Annotated in this window: 18 protein-coding genes; 5 read left to right on the top strand and 13 right to left on the bottom strand. The window is 35.5% G+C overall.

Going from position 1 to position 18,026, the window contains the following annotated elements; translation table 11 throughout:
* The first annotated feature begins 95 nt into the window (after window positions 1–95).
* On the top strand, window positions 96–1,136 hold the full coding sequence (locus tag ACY0M5_RS10190; protein WP_461631684.1) for a hypothetical protein: 1,041 nt from the start codon (window positions 96–98) through the stop codon (window positions 1,134–1,136).
* Window positions 1,137–1,216: 80 nt separating this feature from the next.
* On the opposite strand, the gene ACY0M5_RS10185 is transcribed toward ACY0M5_RS10190, so the two are convergent.
* From ACY0M5_RS10185 to ACY0M5_RS10150, 8 genes are all read right to left on the bottom strand, one after another.
* The gene (locus tag ACY0M5_RS10185; protein WP_461631683.1) at window positions 1,217–2,479 is read right to left on the bottom strand and encodes an OmpP1/FadL family transporter; all 1,263 of its coding nucleotides are present in this window, start codon (window positions 2,477–2,479) and stop codon (window positions 1,217–1,219) included.
* Between the two features lie 343 nt (window positions 2,480–2,822).
* Entirely contained in the window at window positions 2,823–3,443 is a 621-nt protein-coding gene (locus ACY0M5_RS10180; protein ID WP_156196151.1) for a rhodanese-like domain-containing protein, read from the bottom strand.
* An 81-nt stretch (window positions 3,444–3,524) separates the two neighbouring features.
* Entirely contained in the window at window positions 3,525–4,115 is a 591-nt protein-coding gene (locus ACY0M5_RS10175; protein WP_124993790.1) for a YeeE/YedE thiosulfate transporter family protein, read from the bottom strand.
* 28 nt (window positions 4,116–4,143) lie between these two features.
* Window positions 4,144–4,668, bottom strand: coding sequence for a YeeE/YedE thiosulfate transporter family protein (locus ACY0M5_RS10170; RefSeq protein WP_124993789.1), 525 nt, complete (start codon window positions 4,666–4,668; stop codon window positions 4,144–4,146).
* 46 nt (window positions 4,669–4,714) lie between these two features.
* Window positions 4,715–5,656: an NrfD/PsrC family molybdoenzyme membrane anchor subunit gene (gene nrfD, locus ACY0M5_RS10165; RefSeq protein ID WP_124993788.1), complete on the bottom strand. Its 942-nt coding sequence runs from the start codon at window positions 5,654–5,656 to the stop codon at window positions 4,715–4,717.
* Between the two features lie 13 nt (window positions 5,657–5,669).
* Window positions 5,670–6,203, bottom strand: coding sequence for a 4Fe-4S dicluster domain-containing protein (locus ACY0M5_RS10160; protein ID WP_124993787.1), 534 nt, complete (start codon window positions 6,201–6,203; stop codon window positions 5,670–5,672).
* A 3-nt stretch (window positions 6,204–6,206) separates the two neighbouring features.
* On the bottom strand, window positions 6,207–8,444 hold the full coding sequence (locus tag ACY0M5_RS10155) for a molybdopterin-containing oxidoreductase family protein (RefSeq protein ID WP_124993786.1): 2,238 nt from the start codon (window positions 8,442–8,444) through the stop codon (window positions 6,207–6,209).
* 331 nt (window positions 8,445–8,775) lie between these two features.
* Window positions 8,776–9,354, bottom strand: coding sequence for a molybdenum cofactor guanylyltransferase (locus tag ACY0M5_RS10150; protein WP_461631682.1), 579 nt, complete (start codon window positions 9,352–9,354; stop codon window positions 8,776–8,778).
* A 120-nt stretch (window positions 9,355–9,474) separates the two neighbouring features.
* On the opposite strand from ACY0M5_RS10150, the gene msrA reads away from it, so the two are divergent.
* Together msrA and ACY0M5_RS10140 are read left to right on the top strand one after the other, a co-directional pair.
* Window positions 9,475–10,089 (top strand): peptide-methionine (S)-S-oxide reductase MsrA, encoded by a 615-nt coding sequence (gene msrA, locus ACY0M5_RS10145; RefSeq protein ID WP_461631681.1) that lies wholly within the window; start codon window positions 9,475–9,477, stop codon window positions 10,087–10,089.
* Window positions 10,090–10,280: 191 nt separating this feature from the next.
* The gene (locus ACY0M5_RS10140) at window positions 10,281–10,952 is read left to right on the top strand and encodes a hypothetical protein (protein WP_461631680.1); all 672 of its coding nucleotides are present in this window, start codon (window positions 10,281–10,283) and stop codon (window positions 10,950–10,952) included.
* Here ACY0M5_RS10140 and ACY0M5_RS10135 read toward each other — a convergent pair.
* The 4 genes from ACY0M5_RS10135 to ACY0M5_RS10120 all read right to left on the bottom strand — a co-directional run bounded on the left by ACY0M5_RS10135 (window position 10,919) and on the right by ACY0M5_RS10120 (window position 14,647).
* Window positions 10,919–11,983: an AMP-binding protein gene (locus ACY0M5_RS10135; protein WP_461631679.1), complete on the bottom strand. Its 1,065-nt coding sequence runs from the start codon at window positions 11,981–11,983 to the stop codon at window positions 10,919–10,921. The genes ACY0M5_RS10140 and ACY0M5_RS10135 overlap by 34 nt on opposite strands.
* 16 nt (window positions 11,984–11,999) lie before the next feature.
* On the bottom strand, window positions 12,000–13,040 hold the full coding sequence (locus ACY0M5_RS10130) for an o-succinylbenzoate synthase (RefSeq protein ID WP_461631678.1): 1,041 nt from the start codon (window positions 13,038–13,040) through the stop codon (window positions 12,000–12,002).
* Window positions 13,041–13,118: 78 nt separating this feature from the next.
* Window positions 13,119–14,021 carry a 1,4-dihydroxy-2-naphthoate polyprenyltransferase gene (locus tag ACY0M5_RS10125; protein WP_461631677.1) on the bottom strand — a complete coding sequence of 301 codons (903 nt, stop codon included), beginning with the start codon at window positions 14,019–14,021 and terminating at the stop codon, window positions 13,119–13,121.
* Between the two features lie 257 nt (window positions 14,022–14,278).
* Complete coding sequence (locus ACY0M5_RS10120) at window positions 14,279–14,647, bottom strand: hypothetical protein (RefSeq protein ID WP_461631676.1); 369 nt, start codon at window positions 14,645–14,647, stop codon at window positions 14,279–14,281.
* A 182-nt stretch (window positions 14,648–14,829) separates the two neighbouring features.
* Between ACY0M5_RS10120 and ACY0M5_RS10115 the strand changes: the two genes are divergently transcribed.
* Window positions 14,830–15,408 carry an HD domain-containing protein gene (locus ACY0M5_RS10115; RefSeq protein WP_461631675.1) on the top strand — a complete coding sequence of 193 codons (579 nt, stop codon included), beginning with the start codon at window positions 14,830–14,832 and terminating at the stop codon, window positions 15,406–15,408.
* A gap of 101 nt (window positions 15,409–15,509) precedes the next feature.
* Window positions 15,510–17,390: a sensor histidine kinase gene (locus ACY0M5_RS10110; protein WP_461631674.1), complete on the top strand. Its 1,881-nt coding sequence runs from the start codon at window positions 15,510–15,512 to the stop codon at window positions 17,388–17,390.
* A 6-nt stretch (window positions 17,391–17,396) separates the two neighbouring features.
* Here the strand turns inward: ACY0M5_RS10110 and ACY0M5_RS10105 are convergent, their stop codons facing one another.
* A complete protein-coding gene (locus ACY0M5_RS10105) occupies window positions 17,397–17,888 on the bottom strand; it encodes a GNAT family N-acetyltransferase (protein WP_461631673.1) in 492 nt (163 codons plus the stop codon).
* Window positions 17,889–18,026: the final 138 nt, after the last annotated feature.

The following is an 18,026-nucleotide window of genomic DNA, read 5'->3' as shown; positions in this document are numbered from 1 at the left end:
CATTCTTAAATAGATGCCTTATCTACCCAATTAATTATAAATATTCTTAAGAGTATGATTAATTACAAGTACTACTAAAAAAATATTTGCTGTGTATGAAAATAAAACTACCCTTTATTCTTGCAAAATGGTTTCATTTTGAATTCTGGCCTTTCTGGATATTTTACTTTCCTGTATATGGATATGGAATTTATCTGGCAATAAAAGCTCGTTCGTTTTCCTACTTCACAGCTACCAACCCAAGCATGAAATTCGGGGGTGCTTTTGGAATGGACAAAATGAAAATGCTCGATTTTATTGACAATAAATACATCCCTAAGGGATTTTTATCGATAAAAGATGAAAATACAGAGACTGTTTGTGCAAAAATGGCTGAGCGCGAATTTGATTTCCCTGTTGTTTGCAAACCCAACGTTGGTGAAAGAGGTATTGGTGTTGAAAAGATAGATACCAAACAAGATTTAAATCTGTTTTTACAAACTCAAAATGAGGATATTCTTGTTCAGGAATTTATTGACTTTCCAATTGAATTGGGTGTATTTTATCATCGGTTCCCAATCTCTTCAAAAGATGGAATCACATCAATAGTTAGAAAAGAGTTCTTAAAAATCACAGGAAATGGAAAATCCAGATTTAGTGAACTGGTAACTGAAAACGTTCGTGCTAAAAGCAGAATTTCTTACTTAAAAAAGAAATACCATTCGAAGTGGAATCAAATTGTTCCATCGGGAATAACCTATAAACTGGAACCTATTGGAAATCATAACCGAGGCACAAAATTTCTGGATGGAAATCGTTTAATAAACGATCGGTTGGTTAACGTTTTTCGCGAAATTGCTCAGCCGCTTGATGGTTATTACTATGGTCGATTTGATCTTAAGGTAAACAGCTTAGAAGATCTTTACAATGGGGATAATATCAAAATAATTGAATTAAATGGGACAAACTCGGAGCCTGCTCACATTTATGATCCAGATTATTCTCTTTTTAAAGCCTATCAGGAAATCATTAAACACATGAAACTGGTGTTTGAAATTAGTCAGGAAAACAGAAAGCTTGGAGTGCAACCAGAACCATTTCGTGATGTATTACTGGGACTTATTAAACATCTGTTCTCTGATAAATCGAAAAAATAGTTTCCTTACAAATTCTGATTTACAAAATAAAAAAAGAGGTTTTCGTGAAAGAAAACCTCTTTTTACTTCAGTATGTAGTGTTAAAAAGTAAATGCAATCTCTACTTCGAATTGATTCATTTCCAATTCAATTGTTTGAGCAGGATCCATAGGATTCATTCCTTTAACACTTGATGGCAATGCATAAACCAATGCCAAGTGAAGCGCTTTACCGGAATCACCCAAAGTCTTTGAACAACCTAAAGTAATGTGATCTTCAATAACTCCGGGAGCCAAAATATTAAACATTACTTCTGAATTTGGAACTGGCTGATCTGTATGCGAGTATCCTCCACGAAAAGTCCATGTATCAACACCGGCAAACTCAACTCCGAACTTCCAAACATTTATGTCTTGCCATCCAAAACCTGCACCTTTATCTGATCCAAGCGGAGCTGTTGCAAATGCCATCGGATCCATCTTATTAGAAACTGAAGCCACATCAGTATAATTGATTACTTTGTAATCTGCCATTACGGCCCAATCTTCGTTGATTTCATAAGCCAAACCAACAGTCCATGTAGATGGAATATTAAAATCTCCCTGCTCTGCAAAAAGACCGGCATAATCATCAAATTCACTCATGTACAACATGGTTTGATAACTGGCTCCCAAATACAATCCTTTTGCTAATTCACCCATATATCCAAACTTAACTCCATAACCAAAACCACTATCCTGACCATTATCTGTTAATTTGTCAGGAGCACTAGACATTGGTTTAAATGCGGATAAACCTTTTGCCTCAAAATATTGATAAGCCAATAAAGCAGTAATACCAAAACTGTGTTTCTCAGCTATTTTTCTTGAATAGGTCAAACCCAAAAACATCTGTCCTAAATCCACACCAGTAGTTAAAGAACTCTGATCGTAAAATGTCTGTGTAGAATAATCAGTATTCATCCCTCCATTACCAAAAAGAGTTGCAGAGAAACTACTTTTTTCATTGATCATCCAATTGGCACCCATACTCGGCATCAAAAATAATTTTGAGTCACTTTTCACATTTCCAGGAGTTAATCCGAAAGCTGGCGCTCCAGAAGGATTTCCTGTAACTGTGTATTCACGGTTAGGATTAAAAAAACCAACACCAACCTGATATTGTGTTCCCAAGAATACATGACCCGCAGGGTTACCGCTGATTAAAGAATTTTGATACCATGCAATACCTGCACCAGCTAAACCTTTATTTTGCGCGCCGTAACCAACACCAAAATACCCATCTGTTGCCTTAACAGACTGAGTAGAAAAGATTCCAGCCAATACAATTAGAGCTGAAAAAACAATCTTAAAAGTATTTTTCATTTTCTGTTTTTATTTAGTTTGATATAATTAGGATTCCGAAACAAAATACAAACTCTATATTCATCCATATATGTTTTATATCATATATCTACATATAAAACCTAACACATCTTAAACTATCTAAATATTAGTGGTTTACATTTTTTTTTCTCACAATCAATTTATTATTTTAACTGAATGTAAATAAGGGAGATACAAACACAATCGTATATCATTAATGAAATCCGTTTTTTCCAATAATTATATCGATATATCTCTTTATTTAGTCAAAAAATTAAAGGTTGAATTCAAAAAAAGCCTTTCCGAAACTAATCGAAAAGGCTTTTTAATAAGAATGCAAAAATTAGCATCCTCCAGCGACTTTTTTCTTCTTTTTCCTTTTTACAATAGGTGGTTTTGCTGTTTTACCTTCAGTACTATTAGAAACAACAGCATTTCCACCTCCAAGAGCAGCACTTGCCCCTTTACGGAAATCGTATTTTGCAATTTCATCATCAGCAAGAACAGATTTTGGAGCTTGTGGATTAAGAATCGTTTCGGCCCAATAATTTAAGCCTCCCTGAAGAACGTAATTATTCTTAAAACCCAACTGACGGGTAATCATCCAGGCCTCATTTGCCTTCAAATTCCCATTGGAATAAAACACATTCATTTTTACTCCTTGATCCAAAAAATCATTCCATTCTTCTGATAAAAGATCAGAAAGAGGGATATTAACAGATCCCGGAAGACTATATTTTTCAAACTCTGCCTGAGTACGAACATCAATTAATTGAAGACTAGGATCTTTCTGCACTAACATATCAGCGATTTGATCGGTGCTTATAAATTGAGTTCCTTCATGTATCTCGTTTAGTAATTCACCAGCAGTTAAACGAAACGGTTTGGTTGTATTTTCAGGCACTGCAGCAATAATAATTCCTAATGGAATAAATACTGATGCCAATATCAATCTCATTTTCATACGATTGTTTTTTATAAGGTTAACTGACTATATATCAAATTAAATCATTTATTTTCTTTAGTCAAGATATCCCAAAGAATATTAATACTCCTCACGGGGAAATTTTTTCTCAGCCCATTCGCCTACCCAGAACATAGCAAAAGCCGCCAAAATCAATCCCAAGGCAAATATTCCACGAGGAATATCGAGCAATTCGTTCATTGTTGGTGTGCCCATAAAGTTGGCTTTATACAAATCCTCCCACATAGGGTAACCTTCTGTAAAGAAAATAATTCCGAGAACTAAACCACCTACAAATGCCAATGCATCCAATTTACCTATTGACAATGCACAAAAAGCAGTGCCGGGACAAAATCCGCCAATAATAAAACCAGCTCCCATTACTGCACCTCCAACCATAGCTGAAGTTAAGTAAGTTGGATTAACATAGACATAACTCAAATCTATCCATCCGAACAGACTAAAAAACAGCAAACCGATCATTGCAGTAATTGCCGCTGTAAAAAACACTTTCAATACAGTGGTATCGTAGCCATAAAACATTCCTGCTAACTTACGACTAGATGAGAATCCACTTGATTCCAATACAAAACCAAACCCGATTCCAATTAGCATGGCAATTAGCAAATTGGTGTTTGGTGAAATTATTTCGTTAACTATTAATGGTCCCATAACAAATAAGTTTAATTACATTTAAAATTTAAATCCAGTTTTTACGGAAAAAGTAAGCTAGGGCGAAAGCTGTTCCAAAAATAAACGCCATGGTAAGGAAGCCACCTACCGATAACACAGCCATACCACTTAAGGCTGATCCACTGGTACAACCTCTTCCTAACTGAGATCCAAAACCAAATAATATACCTCCCAAAACGGCAAACATTATTCTTCGCTTAGAAGTAATTTTTGGAGAATGCTCAACCTTAAATTTTAAGCGTTTTGCAAAAGCTCCTGAAAGAAACCCTCCAATTAAAACACCTATCATTTCGAAAACCAACCATGATTTCATTGGGTTGCCAGGATGAGATTCTTTGTATTCAGTATAAAAAGCAGAGTTTTCAACGTGAGAAGGCATAACCGAACTTACAGTAGTAACCACTGCACTTTTTATTGCACCACTTGCACCTAGTCCGCGACCAGAAACAAAATTGGCGGCCAAAAGTACGAGACCTAGCAATACCCCACCAACATATGGATTTAGGTATTTTGTTTTTTTCACTTCGCTCATAGTTATATTGTTTATATAGTTTTTACAGATAAATTAACATTCAAAATCAATAAAGCCAACGACTAGCCTGTCCTGCATTCGAAATAATGAATCGAAGCATTACACTTCCAAACAGAACCAAGACAACTGGAATGGCGACAGGTATTTTATATCCTTTTAATTCCAGACCTTCCAGTATTGCAGGAACAATCATCCCCAAAATGACTACAAATCCCCAGAATGAAGCAGTGTAAGGGCCACCTAAAAATAAATTTACAGCGTCAATTTGAACTTGAGTACTAGCCAAAAATCCCATAAACATGTGTATGATTAAGAATAATTCAATTCCAATAATCATTAAATCCAATTGAGCAAACCGCTTACGTTCTGCATGATTTTTTGACATCCAGATTACAACAGCCGAACCTGCCGATAATCCTGAAGCTAAAAATAAAGGCCCCATAATAGATGTATTCCATAATGGTCTTGCATTAAATGCAGAAAATAGAATTCCGGTATAAATTCCAAGAATCGCTGATGAAACCAACATGATCCAGGCTAATACTTTCTTGTTTTTCTGAAAAAAACCAATAAGCTCTTTTGCAAAATCAAACTTCCAATCCCAATTTGGAAATAGTTCCTTAATATGAAGAGCACTCCAAATAATCGAAACAGGTGTAACAATCATTAAAGTCCACGCTCCCCACGACATTGGTGATTCTAATCTAATTGTAGTATATAATCTCCAAAAATATAGTTTATGATGTAGATCCAAAAACAAAGCGATAAGACCTAAAGCCAAAGCAATTGGAGCTATCATTGGTGCTAATTTCACGGCTGTCCGGTAATCATTTTCTCTGCCTCTCAGATAATACAAGGCCGCAAAAAACATCACACCTGCCGCCAAACCACCCAAAAACAAATAAGTTGGTATTTCCCAGTGCCAAACGTGTAACTGAGGATCGATGAGTGGGTTATTTCTTCCACTTACAATTATTTCTTCTCTCATTTTGTTAGTTTTATCAGATTAGGAAATACAATTGAGGTTTTGTTCCTGCTTCAGGAATTAAGGTTTTGTACTTTCGTTTTTTCAACACTTCGGAAACCTCACTTCCTGGATCATCCAAATCACCAAAATACATGCATTTTGTAGGGCAAACTGCTACACAGGCAGGCTGCATTCCTTTTTTCACTCTGTGCAAACAAAATGTACATTTATCCACATATCCATCGGGATGAACATATCTGGCATCATATGGACATGATGTTATGCAGGCGCTACAGCCTATACATTCATTTTTTGTTACCAAAACAATACCCCCATCGGAATAGTGACTGGCACCAGTAGGACAACAACGCACACAAGGTGAATTTTTACAGTGATTACATCTTTCAGAGCGCAATTCCATTTCCAGTTGAGGATATGTTCCATCCATTACTTCCACCACCCAATCACGGCAGTGACCAATAGGGACATCATTTTCGGTTTGGCAAGCTACTACGCAGTCGCTGCAACCTACACACTTTTTCGTATCAATAGCCATTGCATATCTCATAGCTTACACCTCCGCTTTTTTGTTATCAAATCGAAACGTCACAAAATTCCCGCGCATTCCTGTTCCTCCCATTATTGGATCAATCATTACATTGGTAATCATCTGGGTATCGCTCACTCCTTTTCCAAAGGCCCTTGTCATACGTTTATCGGCATGTCCGAAACCATGAACCATATAAACAGAGTCCCAGCGGATACGTTCGGTTATTCGTACTTTTATTTTAAAGTCAGAAATTACTCCATCCTGATTTTCTAAATAAACGTACTGATCGTTTTTCAAATCCCATACCTTAGCCACTTTAGGATTCACCCAAACTGAATTTTCGTCCATTAAATCAGTAAGATTTGGATTATTAGCCGTACGGCTAAAAGTATGCATTGGTGCCCGGCCATATATTAAGCGGTAAAATCCTTCGCTTGGTTCCGGATGCTGAGTAAACACAGGAAACGGATCAAATCCTTCTTCCTCCAAAGCTGTTGAGTACAACTCTATTTTACCTGTATTGGTATTGAATTCTACATCCTCATCTTCACCAAAATACAAATCGTCCGCTTCACGATCTAAAAGTTTCACTCCTATGCGCTGCATTTCTTCCAATGAAGAACCTACTTGTTTTAATTCCCAGTCAATCTCTTCTTCTAAGGTTTCAAATGGGAAATATTGAAGTAAATCTAATTTCTTAGCCAATTCACGAGCCATCCAAAAGGCAGGTTTTGTATTGTACAAAGGATCAACTGCCGGCATTCTTAGAGCAATACTTGGAACTCTTCCCTGCGATATCCTTAAAGAATCATATCTTTCCAGATAAGTACACTCTGGCAGAACCACATCAGCATAACCAGTAATTTCCATTGGCATAGTATCAACTACCACCAATAAATCCAGAGCTTGAATAGCAGCTATGGTTTTCTTCTGATCGGGTAAAGTATTAATTAGGTTGGTTCCATTAACGATCCATCCTTTTATTGAACAACTCATTTCCGGACTTGGTATTGTTGCCTGACATACACCGGAAGCGAGTGCTAAATCAGCAAGCTTATATTTTCCTCCCATGGCATCACGCCAGTTCTTATTTGGTTTTGGAAAATCAGGTAAATGAAAATGAGGAACAGAAGCTTTCTCTGGATTATAAAATCCACCTCTTCGTCCCCAACTGCCTAAGAGAGCATTCAAAATTGCAACTGCGCGTATCCTTTGTGTATCATCTCCATACCAAGTAACGTGTCTGCCAGGATGAACAATAACTGCAGGAGCAGCATGTGCCATTTCGCGGGCGGTATCACGTATCTGCTGAGGTTTTATTGTAGTGATTCCATAGGCCCACTCCGGGGTAAATGGCTGCACATAGGCTTTTAACAGATCAAAACCGAATGTATACTTCTCTACATATTTTTTATCAAATAATTCTTCATTTATGATCACATTCATCCACGAAAGAAGAAGTGCAATATCTGTTGATGGTTTAATTGGTAACCAATGTTTTGATTTTCCTGCAACTGTAGAAAACCGAGGATCAACAGTAATTATAGTAGTCCCTTTATCAATCGCATCAGACATTTCCTGAACTTGTCCGTTGTGCATATTCTCACCCAAGTGCGATCCAATAAGCACCAGACATTTGGTATCCCGGATATCCGTATTTTCAGGAGAATTTATCCCTTGTCCAAAGGTAGCTAAAAAAGCTACTTCGCGGGGACCACGACATTGCGCATAAGAAGGAGCCGCGATATTATTGGATCCAAAACCTTTTAACAAATTACCGAAATATTTTCCTCCGGAACCATGAGTAAACAAAGCCGTACATTCCGGACCATGTTCCTCCTTAATTTTGTTCATTTTAGAAGCAATGTAATCAAAAGCTTCATCCCAGGTTGCTTCCCTGAATGTTTGCTTTCCTCTTTCATCAGTTCTAATTAAAGGCGTCTGCAAACGATCTTTGTCGAAATACATTCCAACACCTCCGGTACCTCTCGGGCAAAACCTTCCGTTACAACTGGGATCGTCATCGTTTCCGATAATTTTCTTAATTCTACCATTTTCATCCTTATGAACCCACCCGGCACACTTCCAAAAACACACCTCGCAATAAGTTGGAGTACGCACGAAATCGTAAGGTCCTTTAAAATAAGATTGATTGTTCTTCAGTAGATTATCGGCAAACGTTTCCAATAATCCTCCACCAAAAACCAATCCGGCAGCACTTAAGGAACTAATTTTCAAAAACTGTCTTCTGCTTTTCATATTGTGAATACTTTAAACTTATACACATAAACACATATAGAAACATACATCTATAAATGTAAACATATGTAAAAAGGCAATTCGAAAACATGTTGCAAAGCATTAAAATCTACTTTATAATTGATCTAAAAAAAGATAAATCCCCAAAGACGCTGATACAAACAAACCTATAACTATTTAGATTTTTACTAAATTACATTAGTTGTAAATTTTCTTTAATAAACTCTAAAATAGGTACTGAAAGTTCTTTTTCTATTGGTTCCGAGAATATTCTCACTACAAAATAATCGTTTCACATTACCGATTTATTTCCTTAATAAGGAATATTAAATTATAATGAATTTATATCCTTGGGCGAATTAACATTTGACAACATTTTTGAATTATAATATGGCAATTCTTCCGAAATTTGAAAAGTTCCGGTTTGCAGCAAATCCAATAATTTCATCATTTTAAAATTACCCTGAAATAACTCTTTCTCTATTATATTTTTACAAGAAGATCCATAAACGGCAATTAAAGGTTGTTTCCTACCATCTTTATCAATAGGAAAAATTGCATCAAAAGCAGCAATATTTTTTAATAAATCAGCAAATAGAAGAAAAGAAACATTTGGCACATCACAGGAAATAACAAGATAATAATCAGCCTTTACTGCCTTCATGCAGGAATAGATTCCTCCTAATGGTCCACAGTCCTTAATCTCATCTTCAATAATTGGATATCCCAAGTAGTTATAGCATTCCATATTTGAACTAATCACCAGTTGGTCACATATTGGTTGTAAAGCTTCAATAGAATATTCAATTAAGCGCTTTCCCTTCCATTCAACCAAGCCTTTCTCACTTCCCATTCTGGAACTTTTCCCTCCTGATAATACTATTCCAACTATTTTTTTATTCTTAGCCATACTCAAATATAATCAAGAAAATGCACCAAACAATTTCAGATTTTAAGGTCTTTTAACTTTGAATTTAACAATTCAAAAGCTATCTTTAGATTGATTATAAATAAACAAACACCGGAAGAAATGAAAAAGTTATTAGTAGTAGTCTTTGTTCTACTTTCCGGAACTATTTTCGGAAAAAACGCAATGACAAAAAAAAAGAAAGATTTAGAATTAGCAACATTTGGAGCAGGATGTTTTTGGTGTGTTGAAGCAATCTTCCAAGAGTTAAAAGGAGTTGATAAAGTTGTATCGGGCTACATGGGAGGGAAGGAAAAATCAACCTATAAACAAGTTTGCTCGGGAGAAACCGGGCACGCAGAAGTTTGTCAGATTTCATATGATCCAACAATAATTAGTTTTAAAGAATTGCTTGAAGTCTTTTGGCAAGTTCATGATCCAACCACATTGAACCGACAAGGTGCTGATGTGGGCACGCAATACCGCTCAGTTATATTTTACAATAATAATGAGCAAAAAGAACTGGCAGAAACACTAAAAGAGAAATTAAATGAATCCGGCGCTTGGGACAATCCAATAATTACAGAGATATCAGCAGCTACAACTTTTTATCCCGCAGAAAGTTATCATCAGGATTATTTTAATAATAACTCACAGCAGCCCTACTGTACTTTCGTAATAAAACCAAAACAAGAAAAGTTTAAAAAGGCTTTTAAAGATAAATTGAAACAAAAATAATTAGAATGCCACTTTAGAGTGGCATTTTTTTTGTTTACCAAATAAATCCCCATCTTCCCTTAGAGTTTAGCATTTTTCACATGGTACAAACCAGAACTTAGTCAAATCCTGTTTTCAACTCAACAATAAATCAACTACTTATCATTTTTTATTGTATTTTTATATTGACTGTTTCAACCAAAAATTTAAAAATGATTAAACTTCTACTTTCTCCACTCCTAATTTACTTTATATCAATTCCAGCATTCTCACAAGAAAGCTCAGTTTGGAAAGGTTATCCAAATTTGGGAATTATGCATTACAAAGTTATTTTAGATGATGTTCCTGAAGAACAAAACAACTACCAAAATCCTCAATTCGAACTATCTAAACTTACAACTACAGAAAACAAGGTTCTAAATTCTATCAAGATTCGTTACAATGTGAAAACTGATGTGATGGAATGTAGAATTGGTTCTCAACACAGTACTATTAAATCTCCTGAAAAATTAAAAGAAGTCAACATAAACGGAAAATGTTTTGAGTATAAAAAATATTTGGTAAAAAGAGATACCACGAGCGGATATCTTCAAAAGCTATACGGTTGTGGTCAAAAAATATATGCTAAATATTACATTCCATCAACCAAAAGTAAACTAGATTTAAAAAAAACAAAATCTTATTATCTTATTCAGAACAAGGGTGAATTACCCAAAAAATTAAATTCCCCAAGTGCTTTACTTTCTCGTCTTTATAAAAATTTTATAAAGCAAGCAAATGAATTTGAAAAGAATAACCAATTAAATTTAAAAAATCCAGCTGACTTTGAGAAACTACTTACTTATCTTAATCATTTAAGCAAGGACATTGTAGCTTCGCGTTGAAGCTTGCCATTTGGTGTTCGTTTGAATTCCTTACAGAAAATAATATCACGGGCTTGTTCATATTTACCGAGCAAGCCTTTTATTTTTATCAAAAAATTAGATCCATATTCCGAAGATTGATTCTCCTTTTCAATAACCAACACCAGCTTTTGTCCGAGTACCCGATCCGCAACTCCGGCAATAAAAAATGGATCTGAAATGGCATCTTTTAACTTTTCTTCTATTTGCTCAGGAAACAATTTAACACCACCTGAATTGATAACATTATCGTATCGCCCAAGCCAAATAAAATGTTTCCCGTCTATCAGGTTTACAACATCATTTGTGCCGATTGACCCGGCAAGAACTTCCGAAGCTTCAATTTGCAAGCAAGATCTTTCATCCAAAGAAAAAGTTACATTACCCAATCCTTGGTAAAAATTCGATTTTTGATCTCCGTTAAGAGGCTTGATAGCCACGTGAGAAACTGTTTCTGTCATGCCATAACTTGAAAAACAATTGGTTGGCAGTTCCTGTAACTGTTCTTCTAAATAAACATCCACAGCCCCACCTCCAATTAACAAATTAGAAACCAAAGCAAAATTAATCCCCTCTTTTATACAATTAATTACCTGAAGAGGCACCATAGCTGCAAAGTCAATTTTCGATTGCATATTTTCGAGCGGATGCCCATTTGGATTTACTAAAATCAAGTTCAACTGCCATAAAAAAGCACGCACAACCATCATTTTTCCTGCAATGAAATTAGTCGATAAACAAAGTAAGGCAGTTTGTCCTTTTTCAAATTTAAAATACTCTCCGGTAAGTTGGGCCGAATTCAGCATCCTTTCCTTCGATAACTCCATCGCTTTGGGTTTACCTGTTGAACCGGAAGTTTTCGCTGAAATGCTTTCTTTTGCATCCAACCATTCCAAAATAAAGGAATAAACATCCCGCTCCCACTGAAAATCACTGATCAATAATTGACTATTACAATGTTTGACCAATTCTTCTTCGGAATACAGAATACCATTTATCGTTAGTTCACGCATGCTTAAATTCTTACTTTTAAATTTCCCACTTTCCACAAATATCGTAAGCCAAAAAGCCTTTGTGCATAAAAAGAGGTGACACTATATTATTGCTGTAAATTTGCCCGGTTCCTAATCCTTGTGGCATTGAATTATTAAGCGTATAAGTCCATTGAGCAATAGCATTTAATCCAATATTAGATTCCAATGCTGAAGTTACCCACCAAGGGATATTTCTTTCCTCAGCTAAATCAATCCATTCCTGACTTCCTCTTATACCGCCGAGAAGACTTGGCTTCAGAATAATGTATTGAGGCTTAATTGCATCCAAAAGTTCCTTCTTCAAACTCAGAGTATGCACGCCAATCAATTCCTCATCCAAAGCAATTGGCAGAGGACTGGCCAAGCACAAATCCGCCATCTCCTTCCATTGTCCGGCTTTTATTGGCTGTTCGATAGAATGAATCTGAAATTCGGATAAGACCTTCAGTTTTTTCAACGCATCAACAGGTGAAAATGCACCATTGGCATCAACCCGTAACTCAATTTTATCTGATCCAAAATCTTTACGGATAGACTGTAAAAGATTAATTTCTTCCTTAAAGTCAATGGCTCCTATTTTTAGCTTCAAACAATCAAAACCATCTTCCAGCTTTTGTTGAATTTGTTCTTTCATATAGCCGGAATCACCCATCCAAACCAATCCGTTAATAGGAATTTGGGCTTTCCCATTTGTAAAATCGGAGGGAAAAAGAACTTTACTCCCTTTGGCCTGAAAATCCAGAAAGGCAGTCTCCAATCCAAAATAAATCGAAGGCCATTCTGTTAATCCATCCTCCAGATAATACCAATAATCATCTATGCTCTCACAAATTTCTTTGATTTTATTTTCATAGCCAGGTTTATCATCGCTGCTTAATCCTGAAATAATGGAGCATTCGCCAATACCCTTCACATCAGGATTTTTATCATCCCAAATACGAATGAACCAGGAATCTTTTTGTGTTAAAACACCTCGCGAAGTTCCGCTGGCCCGTTTAAATTTAAGAGGGTAATATTGATAATCTGCTTTAAGCATATTTATTAGATATGAGATGTGAGATAAAAGATGTGAGATTTGTCAAAAAAATCTCATTTCACCTTATCAAATCGATAATTAAAGTACCAATCCTAAACCAAAACTAAGACTGAATAGTAAGGTGGATATTGCAAGTCGTTTTAATTCCGGATCCAAATCGCGGGCATTTTCATTTTTAAATACGTGCCAAACATTTCGCACAATAAACGGAAAACTCAACAAGAATAAAAACTGAAAAGCTGACTGCCAGTTAAAAATAGTATACAGGCAAGGTAAAATCATGGCAGTGGAAAGAAGTGTAAAATGATACCTCTTCGCATTAGCAGTCCCCATCTTCACAACAAGAGTCATTTTCCCGGTTCTTGCATCATTATCTATATCGCGCATGTTGTTTAAATTCAAAACTCCTACACTAAGTAATCCTACCGAAACTGCCGGCAAAAACAGCCCCCAGGATATATTTCCGGTGTGAAGAAAGTAAGTGCCCAAAACACCAACCAAACCAAAAAACAGAAAGACAAATAAATCTCCAAAACCACTGTAGCCGTAAGGATTTTTTCCTACTGTGTAATTTATTGCTGCACCTATTGCCAAAAGACCAATCACCAGCATTATGACTCCTTGTTTCAGATTGATCAACTGCATTCCTTCATACAAAAGCCACAATCCGGAACATAGCGAAAGTAAAACAAAAACGATAAGCATGCCTTTCATTTCTTTATGACTGATAACGCCACTCTGCACAGCTCTTTCCGGCCCAACCCGTTCATTATTATCCGCTCCTGAAATAGAATCACCCAAATCATTCGCCAAATTTGATAATATCTGAAGAAACAAAGTTGTAAGAGTTGCTAAAATAAATATTTTAAGACTAAACGAATGATGCGCTGCAGCTAAAAAGCTTCCCAAAAAAATACTTGAGAGTGCCAAAGGCAATGTACGTAACCGGAATGCATGAATCCATGCTTTTGTTTTATTCATAACAATGATCAAATTTGAAACCCAAAGTTAGCAAAATTAGGAGCAGATTGTTTGAAATTTTTATGATTTTGGGGAATAGGAATTCCATTCCCAACATTTCGATGCTCTTATATTGTTCCTATCTTATTAACCCTTAACGATCATCGAAAATAAATTTCTGGTGGCTGAACTTAGTAAGCAGACTCCATAAAAAAAGAGCGATGCCAAACATCACTCTTACTTAATTCTGATAAAATAATTGATATAAAAGACTGTATTTAAGCCTCCAGTTCAAGAGTTATAGATTCTGCAAATTTCTTTGAAAGCGAAATGTATTTGTTCTTAAAATCATCATGTCGCAAATATTCTTTAATCTGCTCCTGCCATCCACTGGCTTGATCTGATAATTCCATGATTCGGTGCTTATTGGAAATGTCTGATTTTGACAACTTCTCTTTTTCAACCACTTCAATATAATCGTTTACCCAGGTCTCATAAGTCAATAAAAAACTCTTCCGATCCTCTTTCGATGAAAAACGGTTTAAGTTGATATCTGCCAAAGCTTCCGTTTCAATTAATGCTGCAGCCCCCACTGTCAGCCCCAGTTTCTGAAAAAATCCTCTTCTTGTGCTGTTTTGATTACTCATGTTATCCTAATTAAGACTTTAAGGTCTTAAATTTACTATTTATATTTAGTTTTAAAAAGAATAGTACAGAAAATTTAAATACAGATATATTCGATATGTTTAATCGTGTTTTTTGAAAGCGAACAATTGCCAACTGACTATTTTTAACTAATTTGAGTTCAGAAATTTATAACTCATATCATATGTCGCATATCCCAACTCGTGAGGAAGCTTTCGAACTTCTTAAAAAACACACAAAATCTGAAAGCCTTATCAGGCATGGATTAGCTGTAGAGGCAGTAATGAGGTTTTACGCTAAAAAAAATAATGAAGACGCAGAAAAATGGGGCATTATAGGATTAGTTCACGATTTAGATTGGGATCAATATCCTGAAGAACACTGCAAAAAAACCAGAGAAATATTAGAATCTGAGAATTGGCCCGAAGAATACATAAGAGCGGTTGAGAGTCATGCATGGTTGACCTGCACAGAGGTTGAACCTCAAACAATACTTGAAAAAACACTTTATGCTATTGATGAATTAACCGGTTTGGTAACCACTACCGCCTTAATCCGTCCTTCCAAATCGGTATTGGATGTAAAAGTAAAATCAGTACAAAAAAATTGGAAGAACAAACGATTTGCTGCTGGTGTAGACAGAACTGTTATAGCACGGGGAGCTGAAATGCTCAACATAGAAATTCCTGACTTGATTCTGGGATGTATTGAAGGCATGCAAAAAATTGCTGATGATTTGGGTTTAAAAGGAAATATCAGCTAACAGATCTATCCTTATCCATCTCAAATTAAAAAACCAGCCAACAAAAGAAGGATTAAATCGTAAAGACATTAAATGGTAGTATTAATTTAATACATGAAAATATGCGAAGTTTATTATTTTTCAGTATTGTCTCTTTTTTTCTTACCATTTCATCTATTGGAAGCTCACCAATATTTGCACAAAACTCATCTAAAAATGAAACAAATGTTTTGGTTCTTCACAGCTACCATCAAGGATTAGGATGGACGGATAGTATAACACGCGGCATACGCAGCGTTTTTAAAGACAGACCGGATATTAATCTGATTTTTGAATATTTAGACACAAAGCGTAACTATAATGAAGAATACCTTAACGCTTTGCAAAACATTTATAGAGTCAAAGCAAAACATATTCCATTTAAAGCAATAATTACAAGTGACAATGCCGCTTTTGATTTTGTTAAAAAAAATGGCAACGAATTTTATCCAAATGTTCCTATTATATATTGTGGCGTAAATGATCTGGATACAAGTATACTAAAGGATTATCCTAATTTTTTTGGATATGGCGAGAAGGCTGATCATTACGGAACCATCTCAGCAATAAAGCGCATATTTCCAGAACGAAAAAACATTTTCATTATTAATGACAATACTGAAACCGGACAAGCTATTCAAAAAGAATTAAAAGGAATTACCGATCAATTTAAAGACCTTAATTTTGAGTCGGTTTCTGAATTTACAATGGAAAGCTTACAACAAACAATCAGGAATTTAGATGACACCTACGTAATTTACTTACTAGTACTTAACCGGGATAAGAACGGGAAATTTATATCCTACCAAAAAGGCATCACACAAATTAAAGAAGTTGCACATGTTCCCATATTTGGATCGTGGGATTTTTATCTCGACAAAGGCTTATTTGGCGGAAAAATTACAAGAGGATATGAACAAGGTGAAAGAGCAGCAATGCTGGCCTTAAAATTAATACAGGAACCTTGTGCTAATGATATCCCGCAATTCAACTATCTGCCAAGCTCATATGTTTTCGATTGTAATGAACTGCGCACATTTAATATTTCCAAAAATCAATTACCAAAAAATAGTATCCTGCTAAATGAACCAAAAGATTTTGGTTTAATTCTTAAGATTAGCATAATCAGTGTTATCGTATTAGTATTAATTGTTTTAGGACTAACCATATGGCTAAAAGCCAAGCAAAACAGAGCCAAAGTTCTTCAATATCTAGTTCATGAGAAAACATCAAAACTAAACGAAATAAATGAAGAACTCCAACAGGTAATTCAGAATAAAAATAAATTTTTTTCCATTCTGGCTCACGATTTACGTGGCTCCATCGGAGTAATTTTAAACTTATCTACATTTATAAATAAGCCTGAATTTGCAATTAGTGAAGAAGAAAAAAACGAATTCAATAAGGATATATTTCACGTTGTAACCCGAACCAATGGATTACTTGAAGATTTATTTTACTGGGGAACAATTCAAGCTGAAGAAGGACCAAAATTAACCTTCACAGAATTTGACATTAATGAAGTTTTAACTGAAATGACCGAAATTTTTCAGGTAAATCTTAGCGAGGTTAGTTTTAACAAAAATTTTAACGGAGAATTAAGAATAACCAGTGATCTGAATATCTGCAAGTTTTTATTCCGAAACGTTATTCAAAATGCAATTAAGTACAGTTACAAAAAAGGAAAAGTTGAAATTCGATCTTACACTGAAAACGACCTGTTTTATATTGAGGTTAAAGATTATGGTTTGGGAATGTCGAAGGAAGTTATTGAAAGTATCTATCAAAAAAATCCTATTCGGGTGGAAGGCTTATCAGGACAAAAAACAACAGGACTGGGCTTACCTACTGTCCTTGATTATTTAGAGATTTTGAAAGGACAACTTTTAATAGAAAGTGAAACAGGCAAAGGTTCAAGCTTTACCATTGTTTTGAGAAGTCATGAAGAATCGGAACAAGTTTAAAATATCTCAGACTTTTCTTCCGTAATACAAGTGATCACAAATCTCACCATCAATATCAGCGACATGAGGCATAAGACCCCAACGTTCGAAACCAAATTTCTCAAGCAATTTAAGGCTCGCCAGATTTTCTGCTAATAAAATAGCAAAAAGGCTTTTAAATTGATATTTGGGAGCTTCATCAATAACAAACTGCATTAATTGGGTGCCAATTCCTTTCTGCAAATGTTCTTCGTGAATGTAGTAACTTACCTCTGCAGCTGATTGCAAAGCTCTGCGCCCAGCCCTGTATGCACTGTAACAAATCCATCCCACTACCCGATCATCTTCTACTGCTGCAAATACAGGGTATTGATTGGGTTGATGTCCTTCGAACCATTTGGTGCACTGTTCCAGAGAAATTTCATCCAAATCGGCCGTACAATAACGCTTACGCACAGCTTGATTGTATATGTCGTTAATTGCAGCAAGATCTGATATTGTGGCCAGGCGGATTTTCATTGTGTTTCTTTTTGATTTTGAATGTTCAAGATAATAAAAATATAGATTTATCAATCACTAAAACGACTCTTCTTCTTACCCCTATCCCGAAAGCTTTCGGTCCCCCTGAAGGGGACTTCAAAAAAAATGACCATCAGA

Source organism: Labilibaculum euxinicum (assembly GCF_963678175.1).
GTDB classification, from domain to species: domain Bacteria; phylum Bacteroidota; class Bacteroidia; order Bacteroidales; family Marinifilaceae; genus Labilibaculum; species Labilibaculum euxinus.
Note: the sequence above shows the minus strand (reverse complement) of the source record. Positions and strands in the feature narration are given on the sequence as shown.